The sequence below is a fragment of the Micropruina glycogenica genome (genome assembly GCF_900289045.1).
GTDB classification, from domain to species: domain Bacteria; phylum Actinomycetota; class Actinomycetes; order Propionibacteriales; family Propionibacteriaceae; genus Micropruina; species Micropruina glycogenica.
This window is the reverse complement of sequence record NZ_LT985188.1, coordinates 3,478,122-3,498,939: the sequence shown is the minus strand read 5'-3', so window position 1 is coordinate 3,498,939 and position 20,818 is coordinate 3,478,122. Positions and strand designations below refer to the sequence as shown.

Sequence of the window (20,818 nt, the reverse complement as noted above, 5' to 3'; positions counted from 1 at the left end):
GACAAGCTCGATCAGCGCGACTCACCCGACGGACTCCCGTGCCGCGACGAACGCCTCGACGCAGGACCGGACGTCCCGTTCGGAGTGTGCCGCCGAGAGCTGCACCCTGATGCGTGCCCTGCCGCGCGGCACCACCGGAAAGCTGAACGCGATGACGTACACGCCGTCGGCGAGCATCCGGTCGGCGATCTGGGTGGCCAGCCGGGCACCGTCGTCACCGGGGAACATCACCGGCACGATCGGGTGGCTGCCGGGCAGCAGGTCGAAACCGGCGGCGGTCATCAGCTCGCGAAACAGGGACGCGTTCGCGGCCAGCCGCTCACGCGCCTCGCCCTGGGTGGCCACCAGTTCGAGCGCCTTGCGTGACCCCGCTACCACGCTGGGCGCCACCGAGTTGCTGAACAGATACGGCCTGGAGCGCTGCCGCAGCAGCGCCACGATCTCGGCGTGTGCCGCCACATACCCGCCGGACGCCCCACCCAACGCCTTGCCCAGGGTGCCGGTGAGAATGTCGACCCGGTCGCTGACGCCGAACAGTTCCGGGGTGCCCCGGCCGCCCTCGCCGACGAAGCCGACGGCGTGACTGTCGTCGACGAACACCAGCGCGTCGTAGCGCTCGGCCAGGTCGCAGATGCCCTGCAGCGGCGCGTAGCTGCCGTCCATCGAGAACACCCCATCGGTGACGATCACCCGCCGGCGCGCCCCCGACGCGGCCACCAGTTGTGCCTCGAGGTCGGCCAGGTCGGCGTTGCGATAGCGGTAGCGGGCCGCCTTGCTCAAGCGCACCCCGTCGATGATCGAGGCGTGATTGAGCTCGTCGGAGATGATGGCGTCGTCGCCGCCGAACAGGGTTTCGAACACTCCCCCGTTGGCGTCGAAGCACGACGAGTACAGAATCGCGTCGTCGGTGCCCAGAAACGCGGCGAGTTCGCTTTCCAGGGCGCGGTGCTGGCTCTGGGTGCCGCAGATGAACCGCACCGACGCCATGCCGAAGCCCCACTCGTCGAGGCCTGCGTGCGCCGCGGCCACCACATCGGGGTGGTCGGCCAGCCCTAGGTAGTTGTTGGCGCAGAAGTTGAGCGCCGGGCCGTCCACGGTGGCGATGTGGGCCGCTTGCGGGGTGCCCAGTTCGCGTTCGGACTTGTAGAGACCCGCAGCGCGAATCTCGCTCAGAGTCTCGGTTAGTTGGTCGCGCAGTGATCCATACACACCCGCGACGCTACTACCGCACCTCGCGCCTGGTGAACCGCCACAGGGTGACCGCCACGATCACGGCCATCAGGCAGGCCAGATAGAGCGACGCCTGGCCCAGTTCGATGCGCAGCACCCGTTCGATGTCTGACCCACTCGCAGCCCGCTCGTAGTAGCTGGTTTGCCAACTGCCGTAGATATAGGCGTTCAGGTTGTTGTCGGGCAGCAGCACGATCAGCCACGCCACCACAGGCACGCTTTGCAGCAGGCCACCCACCAACATCAGCACCACGAACACGCCCAGCAGGCCGGCCAACGGTGCGATGGTGCTGCCGAACAGGGCCGCCAGACAGAACCCGAACAGCCCCGAGCCCACCACCACCACCAACGTGCGACCGACCATCTGCCAACCCTCCGTCGCACCAGTCAGCCCGGCAGCACCCAGCCAGTTCGCGGCCAACAGCGCGATGCCGCCCTGCACCAAGGCGTGCACGACGACGCCCAGCACGGCCGAGCCCAGCACTGCCACCAGCGCCTTGCTCGCGAACACCGGCACCCGGCGCGGCACATAGGTGAGCCACGTGGCCAGGCTGCCCGACTTGAACTCGGCGCCGATGAACGACGCGGCCACGATCAGGGCCGCAAGCTGCGCGATCTGGCCCGCCGACTGGGCGCCGACCTCGACCAGCGTCTGGTAGGTCGGTGGATCACGAATGAAGTTGCTGCGCGACGGCAGCATTTCTCGACAGTCTTCGGCCGAGTTGCCGTCGTCGATGCACTCTTGCAGATCTTGCTGGGCGCTGCTTTGAATGTTCTGCCAGTCTTTTTCGGCCTGAGCGATCTCGGCCGGCGTCTGCGGCGCGTACACCTGACTGATGCTCAGCACCGAGAGCCCGGCCAGGGCCACCGCCGCGAGCAGCATGGCCCACCACAACCGTCGGCTGAACCACCGGTTGACTTCGGCTTTCAGCAGGTTGCTCATGCCGCTCCCTCCGGACGGGCCCAGTGCAGGTCGGGCTGCTGGGTGGGCCCGGCCTCGGTGAGTTGCAGGTACAACTCTTCGAGGTTGCGCCGCTGCACGGTCAGCTCACTGATCCACAACCCCTGCTCGCCGAGCAGCCGGCTCACCTCGGCCGGCGGCACCTGCCCGGAGGCCCGGCTGACGAGCAGCGCACCCTCGTGCGGGCGCACGTCCAGGCCGGCCGCGCGCAGCACGGCCGCGGCCCGGTCGGCGTCGTCGACCACCACGCGCACCGGGTCGGCCGCACCCGCCAGCAGGCTGGCGACCGGGCCTTCGGCCAGGGTGCGGCCACGCCCGATGATGGTGACCGTGTCGGCGATCTGCTGCACCTCGGCGAGAATGTGGCTCGACACCAGCACGGTGCGGCCGGCGTCGGCCAGCGAGCGCATGGTGCTGCGAAACTCGTGAATGCCCTGCGGGTCGAGGCCGTTGGTGGGCTCGTCGAAGATCAACAGCTCGGGGTCTTTCAGCAGGGTGGCGGCCACCGCCAGCCGCTGCTTCATGCCCAGCGAGTAAGTGCCGAAGGCACTGCCGGCGCGATCGCTCAGGCCCACCTGCTCGAGCACCGCACCGACCCGCGAGATCGGCACGGCGATGCCCTGGGCCAGCAGGGCCAGGTTCTTGCGGCCCGAAAAGTTCTCGAAGAACCTCGGCTGCTCGACGATGGCCCCCACCCGGTTGATCACCTCGGGCAGCCGCCCCGGCACCGGCTCGCCGAACAACTCCATGGTGCCTTGATCGGCCCGCATCAACCCGAGCAGCATGCGAATCGTGGTGGTCTTACCCGAGCCGTTGGGCCCGAGAAAGCCGTGCACACCGCGCAACGGCACGGTCATGGTGAGGTCGTCGACCGCGACGATCGAACGGTAGGTCTTGCGCAGGCCGACGATGCGTACGGCCGGCGACTGGGGGTGGTCGCTCATGCGTCGAGGCTAGCCTGCATCAGCTCCAATCCAAGAGCACCTTGCCGCAGTTACCCGATCTGGCTACGTCGAACGCGTCCTGCCACTGCTCGGCGGCGAACCGGTGGGTGATCACCGAGCGCACCGCGTCGGCCAGGGTGGGCGACGTCGACAGCATGGACGTCATCAGGTACCAGGTTTCGAACATCTCGCGGCCGTAGATGCCCTTGATGGTGAGCATGTGCGTGATCACCTTGCCCCAGTCGATCGGGTAGGGGTTCTTCGGCAACCCCAGCATGGCCACCTTGCCGCCGTGGTTCATGTTGTCGATCAGTTCGGCCACCGCCTGCGGCGAGCCCGACATCTCGAGCGCGACGTCGAACCCTTCGCGCATGCCCAGTTCGCGCTGCGCCTGCGCGATGCGGGTCGAGCCGACGTCGACGGTCAGGTCGGCGCCGGCGGCCTTCGCCAGCGCCAGCCGCACCTCGGACAGGTCGGTGACCACCACGTGCCGCGCCCCCGCGTGCCGGGCGATGGCGGCCGCCATCACGCCGATCGGGCCGGCACCGGTGATCAGCACGTCCTCGCCCACCAACGGCCACTGCAGGGCGGTGTGGGTGGCGTTGCCCAGCGGGTCGAAGATGGCGCCCAGGTCGGGGTCGACCCACGCCGGGTGCTTCCACACGTTCTCGACCGGAACCACCACGTAGTCGGCGAACGCGCCGTCGGTGTTGACCCCCAGGCCCACGGTGCGAATGCACTGGTGGCGACGCCCGGCCCGGCAGTTGCGGCAGTAGCCGCAGACGATGTGACCCTCGGCCGAGCACGTGTCACCCGGCTTGAGCTCCTTGACCTCTGAGCCGATCTCGACGATCTCGCCGTAGAACTCGTGCCCGATCGTCTGCGGTGGGTGCACCTGCGACGCCGCCCAGTCGTCCCACTGCTGCAGGTGCAGGTCGGTGCCGCACAACCCCGCCCGCAGCACCCTGATCTTCACGCCCCACGGCCCGCACACCGGTTCGGGTCGCTCGATCAGCTCCAGGCCCGGCCCGGCCGTCACCTTGGCCAGCGCGCGCATCGCCACCCCCTTGTCGTCTCGGCCTCGACGTTACCGCGCCAGTGCCCGCTCGACGGCCGCCTCGACGTGCAGCCGAGCCGTCGGAAACAGGGGGACGGGGCTGTCGTCGGGCCCGATCAGCAACTCCAGCTCGGTACACCCCAGCACGATGCCTTGCGCGCCACGCTCGACCAGCCGCGCGATCACCTGCTGGTGGAACAACCGCGACGGGTCGGCGACCTCACCCTTGACCAACTCGCCATAGATCACCCGGTGCACCTCGACCCGATCGTCGGCCCGGGGTGTCAGCACGGTCAGCCCGGCCGCCCGCAACGGCCCGCTGATGAAGTCCTGCTCCATGGTGTAGGCGGTGCCCAGCAGCCCCACGGTGTGCACCCCGGCGCGCTGCGCCGCCTGCGCGATCGCGTCGGCGATGTGCACCAGCGGAATGCTCACGGCCGCCGCCACCGCCGGCGCGACCTTGTGCATGGTGTTCGCGCCGATCAGCACGAAATCGGCACCGGCGGCTTCGAGGGCGCGGGCCTGTTCGGCGAGCAACTCGCCGGCGTCGTTCCACCGACCCTCGACCTGACACGCTTCGACGTCGGCGAAGTCGACCGAGGCCACGATGATGCGGGCCGAGTGAAACCCGCCCAGGCGTTGCGCCACCAGTTCGTTCGCCAACCGGTAGTACTCGACCGTCGAGGCCCAGCTCATGCCGCCGATCAGCCCGATCACCCGTTGCCCGCTCACGGCGCAACGGTAGCCTTCGCGACATGCCGTATGTGCTACCGGCCGGCTCGAACCCGGCGACCACCGCGGTGCAGTTGCGCCTCGACACCCCGCGGCTGTTCAGCCTGATGACACCGTTCTGGTACGCCCCCGAACGCCCCCTGCCGGCCGGCCTGGACGCCGGTCTGCCGGCCACTGCGCCGGACCCGCCGGACGATTCGGCGCGCTGGCTCAAGGTCGGCGACGAGCGTCGGCCACCGCTGACCGATCTGGCTAGCGTGCCCGGGGTGCTCTGGGGCCTGATCGCCAGCTACGGACGGCACACCCTGGCCGTGCTCGTGCACGATCGACTCAGCGCCTACGCCGACGAGGGCGCCGAGGGTGAACGGTTCGTGCGCCAGACCGCCGCCGACGAGGTGTTCTTTCAGGCCCTGCGCGACCCGGGTCGCCCCGACTTCAGAGCCCCCTGGTTTCGCTCGCTGGTGTTGTGGGCGGGGGTGTCGGCGGCTCGCTATTGGCGGTTCAACCGCCCCGGTTTCGTGGCCCTGGCCGGCGCCACCCTCGGGCTGTGGCTCGCCGGGTGGTGGCTGGCCCAGTCGATCGCCGGGCCGGCTCAACCGCTCGCGGCAGCGGTGCTGTTGGTGGTGTCGCTGGTCGTGCTGGGGGTGGCCGGCCAGGTGGCGATTCGGGTGCAGCGATCAGGGCGAACGGCCGACCGGTGGATCAGCCAGGCGCTGGTGGCGTTGACGATCGCGCTGCTGGCGGCTGCCACCTTCTCGTCGCTGCCCTGGCCGCCGGTGTTCGGCCTCGCGCTGCCCGGCTGGGCGGGCCTGGCCGCCTTGGCGCTGTTCGTGGCCGGGTCGGGTGTGCTTGCGGCGTCACCGGTGCGCCGTGACGCGCTGCTGCCGCTGGTCGTGGCGCTGGCCGGCCCCTGGGTTGGCCTGGTGGCGGGGGTGACGGTGGTCGTGCTCTACCTGCTGTGGATTCCGGACGCGTTCTCGCCGGCCTCGTGTGGACCGATCAACACCGTCGAGATCCCCACCAACACCGTGGACGGGCCGCGCGGCTGAGGTCTCAACGCTCGCGGTCGACCAGGGACGGGTCGGCGCCGGCAGCGACCGTGCCGTCGAGATCGACGGCGTTACCGCCTTGGGGCGTCTGGTCCCAACCATGCACGTCGGTGAGCCCCCGCAAGGGCGTTGCCGCATGCTGATCAGTGGTGCACAGCGGCGGCAGGGGCGAACGAGCCTTGCGACGGCGCGCCAAACGGTGCTGCAGCACGAATACGCCGAAGAGCACGGCGACCGCTGCCAGCGAAACCCCAATCATCCACATGGGATTCATCCGGATCCTTCTCTCGGCCACGCCCGAGCCGATGATCCTCAAAGTAAACCAGCCCGCTCACCCTGCATAGGTGCGATTCGCCGACCTTAGTGCGGCTCTGTTCGGCGCCGATGTGCCGTGATCGGCGAACGAATCGTGGCAACGAGAGGCACTCACAGCTCTCGGTATTGGCCCCGCACGTACGCGACGGGTGCGTGCGACTCGTCGATCTCGCTGTGATCGACCACGCCACGCACCAGCATCGACCAGCCGGCCTCGACCGGGTCGGTGAGCAGGTGCGCACCCAGCCAACCGGGCGAACCGGCCAGCACCGGGCCCCAGTCGGTCTCTCGCCACTGCGCGAGCCGAAACGGGCCGCCGGGCGCGGGCGCCAAGCCGGCCATGGCGTCGGCCAGTTGCCGGTCGGCGTGGCCGAGCAGGCTGACCGCCCACCGCCCGGTCGCCAGCACCGCATCGAACAGGTCGGACGCGGGGTCGACCAGGCCGACCACCTCACCCGGCTCGCCGTCGGCCACCGCGACCGACGACACGGTGAGCCCCACCGGGCCGCGCGGGGTGTACGTCGCCCAGATGGTCACCGGTGCCGGCAACCGGCCACGAAACCGTCGCAGCGGACGCCGGGGCTGGCCGCTCGCCGCGAACGGGTGGGTGTCGTGGATCGTCACGGGCCCAGTGTGTCAGCTCGCCGTTACCGACCGCTCAGCCGTTGCCCTGATGAGCACCGTGGCCCAGGCACGCACCGGACGCCACCGCTCGGCCAATGCCAGGTAGTCGTGGTCGCCGCTCACGTCGATGCCGTCGAGCTCGCCCGCGACCTCGCGGGCCTTCGCCTCGGCCAACGGCAGCGCGTCGTCGAGGCCCGAACCACGCATCGAGATCAACTGGCTGTAGCAGGGCCCGATGCCGGGCAGGGTGCGCAACTCGTCTTCGGCCGCCGCCTGGCCGAGTTGCTGAGGGTGCGCGGCCGACAACCGCCGTCGTAATCGCTCTCGGCACGGTGCCCGAAACCGAACAGCGCCGCCTCGCGAAGCGAGAAGGCGCTGTGGGTGTCGAGGGTGCGCGTCTGGGTGTCGGCCATGTGTTCAGCATGGCCGACGCCACCGACAGTTCGATGGCAGCCGCGAGCTACTCGCCGGCCGCTGCTCCGTCGGCCGGCGCCTCGGTGACATCGGCCGTCGGCGTGGCGCTCGCGGTCGGCGTGGCCGACGGTGTCGCGGTCGGGGTGGCGCTCGTCGTCGCGGTCGGGGTTTCGCTCGACGTCGGGGTTGCGGGGCTGGTGCTGGTCGCGGTGGCCGTCACCGTCGCGGTCGGGGTGGCGGACGCCTTGCGGTTGGCCACCTGGCCCACCGTGGTGCCGTTGGAGCCGTTGAGGCTCTGCCCGCTGGCCGACTCCCAGCCGGTGATCACCACGAGCGCAACGGCGAACGTGGCCAGGGCGGTGGCCAGCATGCCGCCGGCGACGGCCCAGGGGCTGCGCCAGACCGAACGCTTGACTGCCGCAGATCGGCTGGTCGCCGGCACGGCGGTGGTCTGCACCGAGCTTTCGCTCGCGCCTTCGTCGGGCACGACGAGCACCTCGGTGTCGCCGGAGGCGTCGCGCAGCACGATCTTCTTGACGCCGTCTCGGGTGCGCTCCAGGCCCTTGGTGTACAAGGTGCTGGCGATGGCGGCGACCACGCTGGCCACGGCGGCGCCGATCAGGGTGCCGGCCACGCCCAACTGCGAGCCGACCACGGCGGTGGTGACGGCGGCCATCGCGCCGCCACCGATCTGGGGCAGGTTGAACAGCTTCGCCTTCGCGGCGGTTTCGGTGGTGGTGGTTTCGGCCTTGTCGGCCGCGGTGTTCTTGGTCAGGGTCTTGGTATCAGTCACTAGTCACTCAAATATGCTTGCGGGGTTTCCAACCTCACGATCCAGGGTAGTCAAAGTGACCAATAATCCCAACCCGAGCGTGTCGCAGCCTGAGAGTTTCTTCGACAAGGTCGGCGGGCATGACACGTTCGTGGCGCTGGTCGACCGGTTCTACGCCGGCGTCGCGAACGATCCGCCGCTGCGCGACCTCTACCCCGAAGCCGATCTGGGCCCGGCGAACGTCCGGCTGCGCATGTTTTTGGAGCAGTACTTCGGCGGGCCCAAGACGTACTCCGAGCAGCGTGGGCACCCGCGGCTGCGGCTGCGGCACGGGCCCTACGCGGTCACCCCGACCCAACGCGACCGCTGGCTGCACCACATGCTGGCCGCCTTGGACTCGCTGCAGTTGCCCGCCGATGACGATGCCGAGATGCGCGATTACCTGACCCGAGCCGCCCACTTCATGGTGAACAGCTTCGACGAGTGAGCCTCAGGCGCTCCGCCGCGCCGGCGAAAACACCCCGACCCGGTCGGCGATGATCTGCGCGATCTGCCGGGCGGCGTTGGGTTTGGCCACCCGCCGGCTCGCCTCGGACGCCGCCTGCCTGGCAGCGGGGTCGTTCACCCAGCGCCGCACGGCCTCGACCACCTGGTGCGGCCGCGGCGCCCACACGCCGGCCTTCTGGTCGACCACGTACTGCACGTTGCCGTCTTCCTGGCCGGGCAGGCGCGAGTAGATCACCAGCGGCAACCCGGCGATGAAGCCCTCGCTGATGGTGCCCGGGCCCGCCTTGGTGACCAGCATGTCGCTGGCGGCCATGAACTCGGGCATCTGGCTGGTGAAGCCGTAGATGTGGTGCGGCATGGTCCAGGGCAGGGCCCGCAGACGCTCCTGCAGCGCCTCGTTGCGACCGCAGATGGCGACCAGCGTGGCGTTCGGTTCGGCCTCGTTGATCGCCTTGACCACGGCCTCCATCGGCCCCATGCCGTCACCGCCGCCGACCACCAGAATCACCGGCAGGTCGCGTCGCCAGCCTTCGGCGTCGCGAAAGGCCATCGGGTCGGCCGGCGGCACCCGGAACCGCTCGGCGGTCGGCAGGCCCACCACGCGCACGTTGCCGGCCGGAATGCCGTACTCGATCGCAACCTCACGCGCCTCGTCGGTGGGCACCACCACCAGGTCGGCGCGGCGGTCGAACCAGAACGCGTGGGTGGTGACCATGTCGGTGACCACGGTCATGAAGGGCGTGGGGTGCTTCTTCATCGTGCGCAACATCGCCGTGTTCACCAGCGGGTGCACCGACACGATGATGTCGGCCGGGTTCTCGCGGTACAGCCGGCGAATCGAGCGGGCGACGTAGGGGAACAGCAGCCTGATCACCGCGCGCGAGCGGCGCTTGCCGTCGGTGGTGCGGTACGAGATCGCCCAGGTTTCGGGAAACTTCGTCATCGGGGGGTAGATCTCGGGCGCGTAGCGCAGCGGGGCGGGCAGGTAGTCGCGAAAGACGTCCACCATCTTGCAGTCGAAGGTGTCGGGAAACTCCAGCCCCATCGCCTCGATCATGGCGTTGGTGGCCGAGCGGTGACCCCCGCCGGTGTCTGAGAACAGGAACAGCACCCGTTTGCGCCCGGACGGCTCGGCCATGACTCTCCTCGCTGGTGGGACGCGACCTCCGTCCAGCACGATACCGCTGCTCGAGCCGTTGAGCCGGGCCCACCGCTGGTCGAGCGCGAAACCCGGAGCTTGTCGAGTGGTGGAGCTGGAAGCACGGCGCCACCCACCACTCCTGAGATCCCGGCCTTCGCCGGGATGACGGCACAACCGGGAGCTCAGCGCTCCGGGCTGTGCGCCGAGGTGTCGACGCCCTGGGTCGCCTTCGACTCGTCCGCCGCGTGTCGCTGTTGGTATGCCTCGTCCTCGGCACCGGTGTCGACATGGGTGGGGTCGAGCACCCGGCGCAGGAAGGTGCGGGTGCGCTCGTGCTGCGGGTTGCCGATCACCTCATCGGGTGGACCCTCTTCGACGATCACGCCGCCGTCCATGAAGATCACCCGGTCGGCCACCTCGCGGGCGAACGCCATCTCGTGGGTGACCACCATCATGGTCATGCCCGACTTCGCCAGGTCGCGCATGACCGACAGCACGTCGCCGACCAGCTCAGGGTCGAGCGCCGAGGTGGGCTCGTCGAACAGCATCAGCTCGGGATCCATCGAGAGTGCCCGGGCGATCGCCACCCGCTGCTGCTGGCCGCCCGACAACTGCGCCGGGTAGGCGTCGCCCCGATCACCCAGGCCCACCTTGTCGAGGTTGGCCTGGGCATTGCCCTCGGCCTCGGCCTTGTCCTTCTTCAGCACCCGGATCGGGGCGATGGTGCAGTTCTGCATGGCGGTGAGATGTGGAAACAGGTTGAACTGCTGAAAGACCATGCCCATCTTGGTGCGGATCTCGTCCACGTCGGCGTCGAGATCGGTGATCTCGTCGTTGAGGATGAAGATCCGGCCCTGCGTGGGCTGCTCCAGCAGGTTCACACACCGCAGGAGGGTCGACTTGCCGGAGCCGGAGGGCCCGATCACACAGACCACTTCACCGCGTCGCACGATCGTCGAGATGCCCTTGAGCACCTCGATCTGGCCGAAGCTCTTGTGCAGGTCGTAGATCTGGATCTCGTCGTCGCGGTTGCCCGTGGGGATCGTTTGGGTCATCGGGTGGCCTTTCGCTGCTTGGCCTCCATGCGACGCACCAGGTACGTCAGCGGCAGGGTGATCACCAGGTAGGTGAGACCGGCGATCACCAGAGGCGTCATGTTGGCGTAGGTGTTGGTCAGGTCGCGGCCGTACTTGGTCAGGTCGAACGCCTCGGCGGTCAGCCCCAGCACGTAGATCAGCGAGGAGTCCTTGGTGAGCAGCACCAACTCGTTGGTCAGCGGTGGGGTGACGATGCGGAAGGCCTGCGGCAGCACGATCCGCTGGGTCGCCATGCCTGAGGGCATACCCAGCGAGCGGGCGGCCTCGGTCTGGCCCTTGGGAACCGCCAGCACGCCGGCCCGGATGGTCTCGGACATGTAAGCGGCCGACACCAGGCCCAACGCCGTCCAGACCGCCCCGAACGGTTCCAGCGGAATCTGCAGCCCGGGGATCGCCAGCGGTAGCAGGCTGAACGCCAGCAACACGATGATCGCCGGGACGCCGCGGAAGAACTCGGTGTAGATGGTTGCCAACCACCGGTAGGGCCGGATCTGGGAGAGCTTCATCAACGCCAGGACCGTGCCCAGCACCAGGCCGAACACGAACGCGCCGATCGTGTAGAGGATCGTGTTCTTCAACGCGTTGAGCAGGTCGGGCCCGACCGTGCGGGCGATCATGTCGGGACGGAAGAAGACCTGCTGCAGTTGCCGGCCGTCCATGAACAAGACAAGCAGCACCACGACGACCGCCAGGACGGCGTAGTTGATCCAGCGCATGCGTTGCGCGCGCTTGCGGGGTGAGAGTTTCTTCTTGGCCGGGGCCGAGGTTGCCGTCATCTAGAGCCCTTTCACGGGTGCGGACGGGGCGGGTGCCCGCCCGGACTGGCCGGCCGGGCACCCGAATGGACGGGGCGCCGTCACTCCTTGGGAGCGTCGGTGCCGAACCACTTCTTGTAGATGTCGTTGTAGGTGCCGTCGGACTTGGCGGTCTTGAGCACCTCGTTGACCACGGTGAGCAGTGCGGTGTTGTCCTTGGCCATGTTGAAGCCGTAGTGCTCGCCGGTGGCGAACTCCGTGGCGACCTTGGTGGTGGGGTTCTGCTTGGCGAAGTCGTACAGCACGCCGTTGTCGTTGATCGCGGCGGCGACGGTGCCCGCCAGCACCGCGTTGGCGCCGCTGGGCATGTCGTCGAACACCTTGACCGTGTAGCCGTTGGCGTCGGCGTTCTTCTTGGCGTAGTCGTGGCCGGTGGTGCCGGCCTGCACCGCGAGGGTCTGGCCCTTGAGCCCGGCCAGGTCGGTGACCGTCGAGTCGCTCTTGACCAGCAGCGCCTGGGTGGCGGCGAAGTACGGGTCGGAGAAGCCCGTGGCCTGCTTGCGCTTGTCGGTGATGGTGATGGCCGCGGCACCCGCGTCGCACTTCTTGGCCGCGAACACCGCACCGGAGGTGATCTGCTCGAACTCGATGTCGACGATCTCCTGGGTGACGCCCAGCTTCTTGGCCACCAGATCCATCAGATCGACGTCGAAGCCGACGGTCTTGCCCGCGTCGTCCTTGAACTGGAACGGACGGTAGGCGAGGTGGGTGCAGACAGTGAACTTGCCTGCGCTGACCAGCGTCGGCGCGGCCGCCCCGCCGCCAGTGGCCGACCCGGCCGGGGCGGCGGTGGTCGGCGTGGAGTAGTTGGCGCAGGCTGCGAGCATGCTGAGGCTGAGCGCCGCGACGCCGGCGAGGGCCGCGCGCAGCGGCTTGTTGCGGTGAAACACAGTTACTCCTCGATAGTGGAATCTTTGGGGCATACTGTCGCAGCTTTGTTACAGCCGGGTCGCGGATCGCCGATTGATACCCCATCGTGACCTGCCTCGCCGGGGACGACGGACTCGATTCGGGTGACCGGCCATGAGCGAAGCCGCACCGGCCGACCGTCCGCCCGTGATGGCCAAGCAGCCTGCCCTGCTTCGCCGCATGACCGGCAGGGACGTCGACGGGCAGCACCGTACGTCGACGCCGCTGGAACTGCTGATGGACCTGACCTTCGTCGTGGCGCGCCTTCGACAACCTGCCCGGGGCCGGCAAGCCGCAGCACCTCAGCGACGACCCCGACTGGTGGATCAAGGCCAAGATCGAGCGCGGGAACCTCGAACCGGCGCTACCCGGGCCGCTGATGCTGCGGCGCGAGGTCGAGCGGGTGCAGGCCACGCTGGCCGACGTAGCGTCCGAAGCCGTGGCGCGGGCGATTCTGGCCGATTTGAACGATCGCATTCGCGCGTACTACGCGCGGCCGTCGGCGGGCCCGCTCATTGCGGTGAGACTGGTCGACGTCGAGGCCGAACTCGCCACCTGGCGCGCCGCTGGTTGAGCGTGTCGAAACCACTGGCCGGGAGCGGTCCCGCATGCTCGAGCGGCGTTGCCTACAACCTGCGGTGCGCCGCCGCCCCGCTCGTGCCGTGCCCGGACAGTGAACCGCGCACGGCGGCCGGCCGTGCTGCCTGCCGGGCCGGTTCGGCCTGAACCTGTTGAATGGTGCCTGCGAGAATCGCCGCGCGCACGGCAGCAGGATCGTTGCTGAACATCTCTTCCCCCCTGGACCGACTGTTCACCAACAATGTAAGCACCGCCGGGCCGCAGCGGACTAGGCAGAATTGCGCAATCCACGAAAAATGTTGCCGCACCGTGACCTATCGGGAGCGCGATCAAGGGCTGCCGTTCCCACCGATCGATGCCGGCATCGCCGTCTGGTGCCGTGAAACATCACCGGCGCCGCGTTATATGCCGGCACTAGTCTCACCACCCGGCACCTGTCACCGATGGCGGCATCGGTGGCCGGGAGGGCAAAGGACGCACCGAAGCCAGCGTCCACCCGGGGAGGGACACGACGTCAGCGCACCTGTTCTTGCTGACCCAGGGGGAGGGACACGACGTCAGCGCACCTGTTCTTGCTGACCCAGGTCGCTCTGCGCGTCGGGCTGCACGACCACCGGGGTCTCGCCGTCTTCTTCGACCAGGTGCATCTCACGCTCGAGCCGCGCCTCGACGTCGACACGGTGGGCGCGCACCCGCGACCAGACCACGCCGCCCATGGCCACCAGGGCCGCGGCCAGGCCGATTCCGATGCGCAACACCGGGTTGGCGCCCTCGCCCACCGACAGAGCTACCACCGCGGGTGCGATCAGCACCGCCACCAGGTTCATCACCTTGATCAGCGGGTTGATGGCGGGGCCGGCGGTGTCTTTGAACGGGTCGCCGACGGTGTCGCCGATCACCGTGGCCGCATGGGCGTCGGAATGCTTGCCGCCGTAGTGGCCGTCTTCGACGAGCTTCTTCGCGTTGTCCCAGGCGCCGCCCGAGTTGGCCAGGAACACCGCCATCAGCACACCGGCGGTGATCGCACCGCCGAGAAAACCGGCCAGCGGCCCGACACCCAGTCCGAAGCCCACCGCGATCGGCGCGGACGCCGCGAGCAGGCCCGGCGTGGCCAGTTCGCGCAGCGAGTCGCGGGTGCAGATATCGACGACCTTGCCGTACTCGGGCCGCGCTTCGCCGGTCATGATGCCGGGAATCTCGGCGAACTGGCGGCGCACCTCGAACACGATCGCGCCGGCCGCGCGGGTGACCGCGTCGATCGCCAGGCCAGAGAACAAGAACACGGTCGCGGCCCCCAGGATCACCCCGACCAGGGTGATCGGCGACACGATCTCGTAGGTGAGCATCGACTGCACGATCGGGCTGCCGGCGAGTTCGCTCAGCGAACCGAGCGCGTGGTTGACCGCGTCGGTGTACGAGCCGAACAGGGCCGTGGCCGCCAGCACCGCCGTGGCGATCGCGATGCCCTTGGTGATGGCCTTCGTGGTGTTGCCGTCGGCGTCCAGGGCGGTGAGAATCTGCTCGCCCTTCTCGTCGACATCGTGGCTCATCACAGCGATGCCCTGGGCGTTGTCGCTGACCGGTCCGAAGGTGTCCATGGCCACGATCACGCCCACCGTGGTGAGCAGGCCGCAGCCGGCCAGGGCGATCATGAACAGCGACAGGATCATCGAGCCGCCCGAGATCAGGAACACCCCGCAGATCGCCGCGGCGATGATTCCGGCGGTGTAGACCGCCGACTCGAAACCGACCCCGATGCCCGACAGCACCACGGTGGCCGGGCCGGTCAGCGAGGTGCGCGCCACGTGCATGGTGGGGTTTGAGTCGGTGCCGGTGAAGTAGCCGGTGAGCCACAAGATGATGCCGGCCAGCACGATGCCGATCACCACCGACGCGGCCGCCATCAGCCGCGGGTCGCCGGGTAGGCCCGCCACCGCCGCCGGCACCCCCGGTAGGGCTGCGAACGTGCTGGGCAGGTACACGAAGGCGGTCACCGCGGCCAGCAGGGCGCCGGCGGCGGCCGAGGTGTAGAAGCCGCGGTAGATCGCGCTCAGCCCGGACTCGGAGCCCCGAATGCGGGTGGTCGCGATGCCCAGCACCGCGGTCAGGGCGCCGATGGCCGGCACCAGTAGCGGAAACACCAGCCCCTGTTCGCCGAAGGCGGCCTTGCCCAGAATCAGGGCGGCCACCAGGGTGACCGCGTACGACTCGAACAGGTCGGCCGCCATGCCGGCGCAGTCGCCCACGTTGTCGCCGACGTTGTCGGCGATGGTCGCGGCGTTGCGCGGGTCGTCCTCGGGAATCGACTGCTCGACCTTGCCCACCAGGTCGGCGCCGACGTCGGCGGCCTTGGTGAAGATGCCGCCGCCGACGCGCATGAACATGGCCAGCATGGCCGCGCCGAAGCCGAAGCCCTCGAGCACCGAGGGGGCCTGGTCGCGGTAGATCAGCACCACCGCGGCGGCGCCGAGCAGTCCGAGGCCGACCACGCTCATGCCCACCACTCCGCCGGTGCGGAACGCGATGCGGGCGCCCTCGAAGCGTCCGTTGTCGCGCATCGCGGCGGCCGCCACGCGCACGTTGGCGCGCACCGCCAGCCACATGCCCAGGTAGCCGATCGAGGCAGAGAAGCCGGCGCCCAGCAGAAAGAAAATCGACCTGCCGATCTTGATCGACAGGTCACCCGGCAGCAGGAACAGAAGCCCGAAGGCGATCGCTGCGAAGAGTCCCAACGTGCGGAACTGGCGGTTGAGGTAGGCCGAGGCACCCTCTTGCACGGCCCGCGCGATCTCTTGCATGCGCGTGGTGCCCTCGTCTTCGGCGAGCACCTTGCGTCGCAGCCACACCGCGTAGAGCAGACTGATCGCCGCGATGCCAGCGATCGTCCACACGATGGCCAGGCTCGTCGGGCCCAACTGCAGCATGAATCCTCCTCGACCCAACGGCTTGTGGCCTGGTTCAGCGTCGCTCGCCCCCCGGATCCGGGGAGATTGTCGGAGTCTACGGGTGAAGCAACCCGCGCGGCACCCGGACCGCCACAACGATTATGTGAACGGTTCAGTTGCATTATTGCTGACCGTCCAGTCGCTGTCGGCGCAGGCCGACACGGTGGGGGCCGAGTTCGGCTGGGACGGCCGCCGGGTGCGGCACCTGCTCGACCGCTACGGCAGCGAGATCCACACCCTGATGGCCCTGTGCCGTGAGCAGGCCGACCTGGCCGAGCCGCTGCAGCACGCCCCCGACTACCTGCGGGCAGAGATCGCCTACGGCTGCACGCATGAGGGCGCGCTGCACCTGGAGGACCTGCTCACCCACCGCACCCGGCTGACCTACGAGATCGCCGACTCGGGCCTGGCCGCCCTACCCGAGATCGCTGTCCTGGCCGCGCCGCGGCTGGGCTGGAACGACGAGCGCCGCGACGCCGAGATCAGGGCGTACACCGAGCGGGTCGAGGCCGAGCGGGCGGCGTCCGAGCAGCCGGACGACGCGAGTGCCGCCGAGGCCCGGGCAGCCGCGCCCGAGGTGGTCGACGTCACCGTCGGCTGAGCTGCTTGAGCTTGTCGAAACCCTGGTCTCGACGAGCTCGACCGACCGACCCTCTAGTCTCGACGAGCTCGACCGACCTTCTACGCCAGGGCGTCGCGCAGCACCTGCCCGTACGCGGCCAACTCACCCTCGGCGTAGCGGGTGCGCGGCCAGAAGAAGCCGCGCAGGCCGTCCCCCTTGCTGCGCGGCACCACGTGCACGTGCAGGTGCGGCACCGACTGACTGACCACGTTGTTGACCGCCACGAAGGTGCCCTGCGCGCCCAGCGCCGTCGTCATCGCGGCGGCGATCCGGCGGCACGCGTCGAACAACGGCACCACCAGTTCGGCCGGCAGGTCGAGCATGGTGTCGACGTGGCGGGTCGGGCACACCAGCACGTGGCCCTTGAACACCGGGCGGTGGTCGAGAAAGGCGATCACGTCGGGCGTGCGCAGCACGATTTCGGCGGCCAACCGGCCCTCGATGATCTCGCAGGCGATGTCGGTGTCAGCCATGTGAACAGTGTCGCAGGGGGCGGGCAGTGCTGCCCTGGTGTCACCCGTACGGTGACTATCACGCTGAACTTCTGACCTGTAACACTATGGCCGCACACTTGCGTGTGCCTGAAGACAACGGGGGGAATCTTCATGTCGCACGATCTTTGGATCGTCAGTTCGCGCGCGCTCTCGGCCGCCGACTTGTCGGCCGCAGTCGCCGCCGTTCACCAGGGGCGGCCGTGGGAGGTGTCCGACCTCGGCGAGCAGTGGCGGGTCAGCCATTGCGACCGTCCACTCATCGAGGCGTGGCCGTCGGTGCGCCTCGACGACCTTGACCAGGCCGGCACCCTGCCGCCGGGTGGGCCGAGCGCAACCGCCTACCTGTGGCGCACCCGGCTGACAGTGTTGCACGACGAAGACGTCGACCTGGGCCTCGAAGTGGCTCGCGCCGCCGCCTGGCAGACCGGTGGCGAGGTCGCCGAGCGGCACTCCTGACCTTGCCGGGCGGCGCGTCCAGCGACCACTATTGGCCCATGGCAGACATCAGGCGGCTCGCCGAGGGCGAGGTGGAGCCCCTACTCGACCTGATCACGGCAGAGCAGTCGAACGTGGCTACGGGCACCAGCTACATCGGCACCGAGCGCGCTGAGCTGCGCCTCGAACTCGAAGCCCTGGACGGCTGGCCCGAGCAGGCGCTCGTCGCCGTCGAGAACGGACGACTGGTGGGCGCCACGTTCGCCGAGGTCGATGTCGACTTGGGCCGCAGTTGGATCTATGGCCCCTGGGTGCCCGGCGAGGCGTGGCACGAGCTCGCGCTGCCGCTGCTCGAAGCGGCCATCGCGAGCTGCCCGGCCCAGGTCACCCGGCACGAGATCTGCGGCGACGTGGCCAACGTGCGGCTGGCGGCGCTGGCCGATTCGCTCGGCTGGACGGCGTCGGTGCCGAATCACGTGTTTCGGGTGAACGCCGAGGTGGCCGCGGCGTGGCCCGCCGACGACGCCCGGGTGCGCGCACCCAGGCTCGACGACTTCGACGACGTGGAACCGCTGCACCTGGCCGAGTTTCCCGACACCTACCTGACCACCCGGCAGATGTTGGCCGACGGCATTTCCGGCGAGCTGATCGTGGCGGTCAGCGAAGCCGAAGACGGACGGTTTCTGGGCTACGGCTCAGGTCGCGTACAGCCCGAGGGTTCGGGCTACCTCGACTTCATCGCGATCACTCCGGACGCCCGTGGCACCGGCGCCGGGTTGGGCCTGCTGGCCACGATCTGCCGATGGATCATCGAGGCCGCCCCGCAGCGCGACGTCAACCTGACCGTTCAGCACCACCGTGCGCCGGCCATCGCCCTCTACCGCGGGCTCGGCTTCGAGCTCGAAACCACCATCGTCGGCTACTCGTCGCCGAGCTGACTGCGCGCGCAGCCCCCAACCCAGCGCTGCTGCGCAGGCCGCGGCGACCACGAGCAGCAGCACGTGGGGGCCGAACACATCGATCAACGCCGGCGCCGCCATGGCGGCCAGCATCGCGGCGGCGATCAGGGCCGCATCAGCCACCCCGAGGGCCAGCGCCAGATAGCGCGGCGGGGCACCGAGTTGCAGCATGCGGGTGGTGCGGCACTCGACCATGGTCAGCCCGGCGCCCAGCAGCAGCAGCGGCGGCAGCGCGACCGTCCACGTGGGGGCCAGCGCGACCGCCACCAGGGGCACCACGACCACCAGTTGGGCGGCGAGCGTCGGACGCACCCGCCGCAGCAGCAGAATCAGCGCCGGGGCGGCCAGCGAGGCGAACCCGTGCACGGCGGTCGCCCAGCCGTACTCGGTGACCCCGGCACGCCACGACCCCATCGCCAGGCTGAGCAGGGTGACGCCCAGCACCCCGATCACGGCGTTCAGGGCCATCACCGAGGCCACGGCGCGGCGCACCACCGGCACCGCCAGCACCTCGCGCAGCCCGTGCCTCAGCTGCACCCGCTGGTCGTCCGGACGTTGCTCACCAACCCGGCGGGGCAGCACCACGAGGGCCGCCGCGATGAGCAGCACACTCGCAGCCCCCGAGGCGAAACCCCCGAAGCCCACCAGCAGCCCGCCCAGGGCCGGTCCGATCACGAACGCGCTGATCTCCCAGGTGACCAGGGTGTCGGTGGCCCGCTCGGGGTCGTCGGCCACCTGAGGCACCAGGGCGGCCAGGCTGGGAAACGCGGGCACACCCGCAGCCACGGTCAAGGTGGCCGCGGCCACGGCAGCCCAGGGCAGCTCGGCGTAGAGAAACACCGCCACCAGCGCGAGCAGCGCCAGCCGAAGGGCGGTCACCACGCGCACGGTGCGAAACCGTCCGAACCGGTCGCCGATGCCGCCCAGAAACGCCGACAGCAGCACGCACGGCGCGAACCTGGCCGCACCGGCGAGGCCGAGCAGCGTGGGGTCGTCCGTGGTCTGCCAGACGGCGGCCAGCAGCGCCGGCCAGGGCAACGCCACCGCGGTGCCGGCCAGGGCGTGGGACGTGAGCAGCCGACGCATGGCAGTGTGTCGGTCAGTTCGGTGCGCAGCGGGGCGAACCCGTTGAACGCCGACGCGTACGAGGTGGTGTAGACGCCGGCCGCGGCGAACCAGACCCGGTCACCCTCGGCCAAGTCGTCGGGCAGGTCGACGCAGCGGTACATGACGTCGGCCGAGTCGCAGGTGGGTCCGGCCAGCACGGCCGCGGCCGGTGCGCCCGTGGCCGAGGTGCGCAGGCGGTAGTGGATCGCCTCGCCCAGGGTTTCGGTGAGGCCGTTGAAGATGCCGGCATCGAGGTACACCCAGCGGCGTCCGGCCCGGTGCGCGACGCCGAGCACGCTCGCTTCGAGCACGCCTGCGTCGCCGACCAGAGCGCGTCCGGGTTCGGCGATCAACCGCGGACGATGCGCGCCGAAGGCTGCCTGTACGGCCGCTTCAATGGTGCGTCCGTACACGGCCAGCGGCGGGCAGGGCACGGCGTGGGACGCCGGAAAGCCGCCGCCCAGGTCGAGCAGCCACGGACGGTGTCCGTGCTCGCGCAGCGCGGTGAAGATGCCAGCCGCGGTGTCGATGGGGGCGATCCAGCGTTCGGGCTCGCGCTGCTGCGAGCCGACGTGAAACGCGACCCCGGCAGCCTGCAGGCCGAGCTGTGGCGCCAGGTCGAGAATCGCGAACACCTCGGCGGGGTCTGCGCCGAACTTGCCGGCCAGCGACCAGTCCGAACCGGCACCCGACGTGGCCAGCCGGGCCAGCAGGGTGGCGCCGGGCGCTTCGGCCGCGACCTTGTGGGCCTCGTCGAGGCTGTCGACCACGAAGGTGTCGATGCCGGCGGCGTGGTGGTGGCGAATCGCCGGGCGCGACTGCATCGGGTTCGACGACAGCAGCCGCGAGGCGTCCGCGCCCGTCGCGAGCGCGGCGCCGGTCTCGGCCGGGCTCGCCACGTCGAAGCAGCCGCCGGCCTCGGCTATCGCCGCCAACACGGCGGGGTGCGGGTTCGCCTTCACCGCGTAGTACAGGGTCACGTCGCCGAGGGCGGCGCGCAGCGCCCGATAGCTGCGGGTGATCGCGCGGGGGCTGAGCATCAGGCGGGGGGTCGTAACCAACTCGGCGGCTGCGTCGACGGGGGCTGCGATCAGCGTGGTCATGGCGGGT

22 protein-coding genes and 2 pseudogenes are annotated in these 20,818 nt (G+C 69.6%); 6 read left to right on the top strand and 18 right to left on the bottom strand.

The features are described from left to right. Positions 1-21: 21 nt before the first annotated feature. Genes MPLG2_RS16455 through MPLG2_RS16435 form a run of 5 tightly spaced genes read right to left on the bottom strand, consistent with a single transcriptional unit; the run spans position 22 to position 4,924 of the window. Positions 22-1,197: a glycine C-acetyltransferase gene (locus MPLG2_RS16455; RefSeq protein WP_231936016.1), complete on the bottom strand. Its 1,176-nt coding sequence runs from the start codon at positions 1,195-1,197 to the stop codon at positions 22-24. 25 nt (positions 1,198-1,222) lie between these two features. Continuing rightward, on the bottom strand, positions 1,223-2,173 hold the full coding sequence (locus MPLG2_RS16450) for an ABC transporter permease subunit (RefSeq protein ID WP_105187081.1): 951 nt from the start codon (positions 2,171-2,173) through the stop codon (positions 1,223-1,225). After that, positions 2,170-3,135: an ABC transporter ATP-binding protein gene (locus MPLG2_RS16445; protein WP_105187080.1), complete on the bottom strand. Its 966-nt coding sequence runs from the start codon at positions 3,133-3,135 to the stop codon at positions 2,170-2,172. The genes MPLG2_RS16450 and MPLG2_RS16445 overlap by 4 nt, the downstream gene beginning before the upstream one ends. Positions 3,136-3,154: 19 nt before the next feature. Beyond that, positions 3,155-4,192: an L-threonine 3-dehydrogenase gene (gene tdh / locus MPLG2_RS16440; protein ID WP_105187727.1), complete on the bottom strand. Its 1,038-nt coding sequence runs from the start codon at positions 4,190-4,192 to the stop codon at positions 3,155-3,157. A gap of 30 nt (positions 4,193-4,222) precedes the next feature. Next, a complete protein-coding gene (locus MPLG2_RS16435; RefSeq protein WP_231935700.1) occupies positions 4,223-4,924 on the bottom strand; it encodes an aspartate/glutamate racemase family protein in 702 nt (233 codons plus the stop codon). Between the two features lie 23 nt (positions 4,925-4,947). On the opposite strand from MPLG2_RS16435, the gene MPLG2_RS16430 reads away from it, so the two are divergent. Continuing rightward, positions 4,948-5,973: a DUF1353 domain-containing protein gene (locus tag MPLG2_RS16430; protein ID WP_158681287.1), complete on the top strand. Its 1,026-nt coding sequence runs from the start codon at positions 4,948-4,950 to the stop codon at positions 5,971-5,973. Positions 5,974-5,977: 4 nt separating this feature from the next. Here the strand turns inward: MPLG2_RS16430 and MPLG2_RS16425 are convergent, their stop codons facing one another. From MPLG2_RS16425 to MPLG2_RS16410, 4 genes are all read right to left on the bottom strand, one after another. Beyond that, positions 5,978-6,289 (bottom strand): hypothetical protein, encoded by a 312-nt coding sequence (locus MPLG2_RS16425; RefSeq protein WP_158681286.1) that lies wholly within the window; start codon positions 6,287-6,289, stop codon positions 5,978-5,980. Between the two features lie 110 nt (positions 6,290-6,399). Then, positions 6,400-6,912 carry a flavin reductase family protein gene (locus tag MPLG2_RS16420; protein ID WP_105187078.1) on the bottom strand — a complete coding sequence of 171 codons (513 nt, stop codon included), beginning with the start codon at positions 6,910-6,912 and terminating at the stop codon, positions 6,400-6,402. Positions 6,913-6,924: 12 nt separating this feature from the next. Continuing rightward, positions 6,925-7,218 (bottom strand): DNA glycosylase family protein, encoded by a 294-nt coding sequence (locus MPLG2_RS16415; RefSeq protein ID WP_105187077.1) that lies wholly within the window; start codon positions 7,216-7,218, stop codon positions 6,925-6,927. 154 nt (positions 7,219-7,372) lie between these two features. Next, positions 7,373-8,119, bottom strand: coding sequence for a hypothetical protein (locus MPLG2_RS16410; protein ID WP_105187076.1), 747 nt, complete (start codon positions 8,117-8,119; stop codon positions 7,373-7,375). Between the two features lie 55 nt (positions 8,120-8,174). Between MPLG2_RS16410 and MPLG2_RS16405 the strand changes: the two genes are divergently transcribed. Continuing rightward, a complete protein-coding gene (locus tag MPLG2_RS16405; protein WP_269459154.1) occupies positions 8,175-8,585 on the top strand; it encodes a globin in 411 nt (136 codons plus the stop codon). Positions 8,586-8,588: 3 nt separating this feature from the next. Here MPLG2_RS16405 and MPLG2_RS16400 read toward each other — a convergent pair whose 3' ends face one another. From MPLG2_RS16400 to MPLG2_RS16385, 4 genes are all read right to left on the bottom strand, one after another. Further along, the gene (locus MPLG2_RS16400; protein WP_105187074.1) at positions 8,589-9,743 is read right to left on the bottom strand and encodes an MGDG synthase family glycosyltransferase; all 1,155 of its coding nucleotides are present in this window, start codon (positions 9,741-9,743) and stop codon (positions 8,589-8,591) included. 185 nt (positions 9,744-9,928) lie between these two features. Further along, positions 9,929-10,801: an amino acid ABC transporter ATP-binding protein gene (locus tag MPLG2_RS16395; protein ID WP_105187073.1), complete on the bottom strand. Its 873-nt coding sequence runs from the start codon at positions 10,799-10,801 to the stop codon at positions 9,929-9,931. Further along, positions 10,798-11,619: an amino acid ABC transporter permease gene (locus MPLG2_RS16390; protein WP_173909637.1), complete on the bottom strand. Its 822-nt coding sequence runs from the start codon at positions 11,617-11,619 to the stop codon at positions 10,798-10,800. Before MPLG2_RS16390 ends, MPLG2_RS16395 begins: the two co-directional genes overlap by 4 nt. Positions 11,620-11,699: 80 nt before the next feature. Then, entirely contained in the window at positions 11,700-12,548 is an 849-nt protein-coding gene (locus MPLG2_RS16385; RefSeq protein WP_231935699.1) for a transporter substrate-binding domain-containing protein, read from the bottom strand. A 293-nt stretch (positions 12,549-12,841) separates the two neighbouring features. Here MPLG2_RS16385 and MPLG2_RS16380 point away from each other — a divergent pair, with 293 nt between their 5' ends. Next, positions 12,842-13,141 carry a DnaJ family domain-containing protein gene (locus MPLG2_RS16380; RefSeq protein WP_105187071.1) on the top strand — a complete coding sequence of 100 codons (300 nt, stop codon included), beginning with the start codon at positions 12,842-12,844 and terminating at the stop codon, positions 13,139-13,141. Between the two features lie 52 nt (positions 13,142-13,193). On the opposite strand, the gene MPLG2_RS18670 is transcribed toward MPLG2_RS16380, so the two are convergent. Beyond that, entirely contained in the window at positions 13,194-13,355 is a 162-nt protein-coding gene (locus tag MPLG2_RS18670) for a hypothetical protein (RefSeq protein ID WP_158681285.1), read from the bottom strand. A 348-nt stretch (positions 13,356-13,703) separates the two neighbouring features. Beyond that, entirely contained in the window at positions 13,704-16,070 is a 2,367-nt protein-coding gene (locus MPLG2_RS16375; protein WP_105187070.1) for a sodium-translocating pyrophosphatase, read from the bottom strand. A 124-nt stretch (positions 16,071-16,194) separates the two neighbouring features. Here MPLG2_RS16375 and MPLG2_RS16370 point away from each other — a divergent pair, with 124 nt between their 5' ends. Then, the gene (locus MPLG2_RS16370; RefSeq protein WP_231935697.1) at positions 16,195-16,692 is read left to right on the top strand and encodes a glycerol-3-phosphate dehydrogenase C-terminal domain-containing protein; all 498 of its coding nucleotides are present in this window, start codon (positions 16,195-16,197) and stop codon (positions 16,690-16,692) included. A gap of 80 nt (positions 16,693-16,772) precedes the next feature. Here the strand turns inward: MPLG2_RS16370 and MPLG2_RS16365 are convergent, their stop codons facing one another. Next, positions 16,773-17,186, bottom strand: coding sequence for an HIT family protein (locus MPLG2_RS16365; RefSeq protein WP_105187068.1), 414 nt, complete (start codon positions 17,184-17,186; stop codon positions 16,773-16,775). 132 nt (positions 17,187-17,318) lie between these two features. Here MPLG2_RS16365 and MPLG2_RS16360 point away from each other — a divergent pair, with 132 nt between their 5' ends. Next, positions 17,319-17,663: a hypothetical protein gene (locus MPLG2_RS16360; RefSeq protein ID WP_105187067.1), complete on the top strand. Its 345-nt coding sequence runs from the start codon at positions 17,319-17,321 to the stop codon at positions 17,661-17,663. A gap of 38 nt (positions 17,664-17,701) precedes the next feature. Further along, positions 17,702-18,580 (top strand): GNAT family N-acetyltransferase, encoded by an 879-nt coding sequence (locus tag MPLG2_RS16355; protein WP_158681284.1) that lies wholly within the window; start codon positions 17,702-17,704, stop codon positions 18,578-18,580. A gap of 228 nt (positions 18,581-18,808) precedes the next feature. Here the strand turns inward: MPLG2_RS16355 and MPLG2_RS19565 are convergent. Beyond that, positions 18,809-19,687 (bottom strand): annotated as a pseudogene (locus tag MPLG2_RS19565) (MFS transporter); the annotation flags it as partial. Between the two features lie 86 nt (positions 19,688-19,773). Further along, positions 19,774-20,748: pseudogene (locus tag MPLG2_RS16345) on the bottom strand (type III PLP-dependent enzyme); the annotation flags it as partial. Positions 20,749-20,818 lie beyond the last annotated feature (70 nt).

What these genes read in the sequence shown, in the direction of transcription:
- MPLG2_RS16450 (WP_105187081.1), bottom strand. Translation starts at nt 2,173, where the DNA reads ATGAGCAACCTGCTGAAAGCCGAAGTCAACCGGTGGTTCAGCCGACGG.
- MPLG2_RS16445 (WP_105187080.1), bottom strand. Translation starts at nt 3,135, where the DNA reads ATGAGCGACCACCCCCAGTCGCCGGCCGTACGCATCGTCGGCCTGCGC.
- tdh (WP_105187727.1), bottom strand. Translation starts at nt 4,192, where the DNA reads ATGCGCGCGCTGGCCAAGGTGACGGCCGGGCCGGGCCTGGAGCTGATC.
- MPLG2_RS16430 (WP_158681287.1), top strand. Translation starts at nt 4,948, where the DNA reads ATGCCGTATGTGCTACCGGCCGGCTCGAACCCGGCGACCACCGCGGTG.
- MPLG2_RS16400 (WP_105187074.1), bottom strand. Translation starts at nt 9,743, where the DNA reads ATGGCCGAGCCGTCCGGGCGCAAACGGGTGCTGTTCCTGTTCTCAGAC.
- MPLG2_RS16395 (WP_105187073.1), bottom strand. Translation starts at nt 10,801, where the DNA reads ATGACCCAAACGATCCCCACGGGCAACCGCGACGACGAGATCCAGATC.
- MPLG2_RS16390 (WP_173909637.1), bottom strand. Translation starts at nt 11,619, where the DNA reads ATGACGGCAACCTCGGCCCCGGCCAAGAAGAAACTCTCACCCCGCAAG.
- MPLG2_RS18670 (WP_158681285.1), bottom strand. Translation starts at nt 13,355, where the DNA reads ATGTTCAGCAACGATCCTGCTGCCGTGCGCGCGGCGATTCTCGCAGGC.
- MPLG2_RS16375 (WP_105187070.1), bottom strand. Translation starts at nt 16,070, where the DNA reads ATGCTGCAGTTGGGCCCGACGAGCCTGGCCATCGTGTGGACGATCGCT.
- MPLG2_RS16365 (WP_105187068.1), bottom strand. Translation starts at nt 17,186, where the DNA reads ATGGCTGACACCGACATCGCCTGCGAGATCATCGAGGGCCGGTTGGCC.
- MPLG2_RS16360 (WP_105187067.1), top strand. Translation starts at nt 17,319, where the DNA reads ATGTCGCACGATCTTTGGATCGTCAGTTCGCGCGCGCTCTCGGCCGCC.
- MPLG2_RS16355 (WP_158681284.1), top strand. Translation starts at nt 17,702, where the DNA reads ATGGCAGACATCAGGCGGCTCGCCGAGGGCGAGGTGGAGCCCCTACTC.